Origin of the sequence: Planifilum fulgidum (assembly GCF_900113175.1) — a bacterium.
Lineage (GTDB): Bacteria > Bacillota > Bacilli > Thermoactinomycetales > DSM-44946 > Planifilum > Planifilum fulgidum.
Genome location: NZ_FOOK01000061.1, coordinates 1 through 1,969 on the forward strand (window position 1 = coordinate 1; position 1,969 = coordinate 1,969).

Annotated in this window: 3 protein-coding genes; all 3 read right to left on the reverse strand. The window is 39.9% G+C overall.

Annotation, left to right across the window (positions count from 1 at the left end):
• Positions 1 to 356, reverse strand: a 356-nt coding sequence (locus tag BM063_RS17110; protein ID WP_092041929.1) for a hypothetical protein, incomplete at its 3' end; no start/stop codon positions are given.
• Positions 357 to 743: 387 nt separating this feature from the next.
• Positions 744 to 1,223, reverse strand: a complete 480-nt coding sequence (locus BM063_RS17115) for a hypothetical protein (protein ID WP_092041932.1) — start codon at positions 1,221 to 1,223, stop codon at positions 744 to 746.
• A gap of 353 nt (positions 1,224 to 1,576) precedes the next feature.
• Positions 1,577 to 1,969, reverse strand: a 393-nt coding sequence (locus BM063_RS17120; RefSeq protein WP_092041936.1) for an SMI1/KNR4 family protein, incomplete at its 5' end; no start/stop codon positions are given.

A 1,969-nucleotide genomic window follows, 5' to 3' on the forward strand; every position in this document is an offset into this window, starting at 1 on the left:
TTTCCATATTCCCCATCATCGCCAACTGTCATTAACACCCAGTTTGAGCCTTGCTCTTCAATTGTTATCGGTATAGGCTGATCAGGCAAACTCATTCCTCCTGATCCTTTTTTCATAAAGGATTGAATGGCTTGAAGCAAATAATCCCAATACTCTTTAATAAAATCTCCAAATTTCTCGGTAAGTATCGGTTGTCCTTGATAAGTTAGTTCAATGTGACCATCTAATCTCTCGAAATCCAGATAGGGTTCCGCGTTTCTCAATGTAGCTGTGTCATCTACTGGTATTTCCGCAGGAAATGACGAATTTTTGATGCGAATCACGGGAAAGTAAATGAACGTTTGCACCTGAAACACACAGATCACTCCTCACCGAATCATTTATTGACTTTTGGATAAAATTGCCAACTATCCGATAACGCATTCCATTTGAAGCAACTTCTTGTTCAAAACCAACAGTATATTTTATCCCATCAATGACGATATCTTTTTCGCTCGTATCTCCACCAATTTGAAATACCCTCCGAGGAGATGTCTCATTAGCTAACCTGGATATTTCATTCTTCTCCTGTTGGAGAATCCTTATAAGAAGTAGTTCAACATCCTTTTCGGTCATATTTTGAGGAAACATAGTATTTTGTTCTTTAATATTTCCTTTTGATGTGAATCGTGCATTCGGATTAAAGTGTCTCGGATGATGGCTTTCAAGGATGTGCTTCATGGCATCTTTATCAATGGTTACAATTAAGTCTTTGTCCACTTGAATTTTTTGGGATTATAATTTTTTATATAATTTTCCAATTCGTGAGGGACACCTTTTCTAACCCTCCCGTCCTTTATCCATTGTCCCAGAACTTCTCCAGGAATGTTCACCGGAGAATTCGGCAAAGCCAAGTCCGTTCCTTTTACCTTTTTCAGTCGTTTCCCTAAAACAGTTTCAAAATAGGATTCATAGGCTTCATCGGTGTTTTGTGTCGGGGGCTTAATATTTTTTAGGAAGCTATTTCGAGAATTGCACCCACAGGCAACCTGTTTCCCTCGGCTAAACAGATCCTCCAGCTTCCTCTTCGCCGTTTGCAAGCCCTCGCCTAAGCGAGTTTTCGCCAATTTGTCATCCAATTTGCCGGCAAAGGCGAGGGCCTCGTCCGCATACTTCCCAACTTTGGCCACTTTGGCGGCGGGAACCAGGAAGACACAGCTGAGACCGCGCTCCCATCCGGCCAATTCGTTGCCGTCGGTGTCCTTCCAGGTAAAAAATTCGGAGGCATCCTCTTTGAGTTAATATCAAAAAATGAACTTGAGGAAAAAAAGACAACCGAGCATAAATTGCCAGCCAACTCCAAAGCGCAAAACTGCATGTTTAGTTGGCGTACATTTGATCTCAATGTCATCAGACATTGACTTGGTTCAAATTTTTTGGGTAATCGGAGTTTCTCCTCTTGCAAAGAAATACACATCCATCCGTATCTACAAAATAAAGAAAGATAATCCAACCAATTTCTAGATACTTTAAGGTAATAGTACCTTCCGATCTCAATTTTTTAGTTGTTTTAAATGAAATACGAAAAAATGTCTGCCTAATCTTCCCAATCATTTATTGCGCTTTCAAGCTCATTTATTAAAAATAAATAGAAGTTATCGAAATACTGAAAACTATCTCCGGTATAATTATCCCAATCTATTACTGGACATTCCCCGTTCACCATTTTATCTGTAACCAAACAATAAACCCATTCATCACAACTGCATATTACAACCCAAGAATCGGGCATGCCAGTTTCCCTAAAATCCAGCGTATATTCAACAACTGGTGGCACACCCGTTGGTGCCATGCCTAAGATTTCAACCCCTGCAACTGAAGCATAACCAAACTCTCGCAAAAACCATTTATAACTTTCCGGTAATGTTACATTAAGCTCTTTTTCCACTTCAACAATTCTGTTATCGTCAACTCCGCCTGTAATAAGACG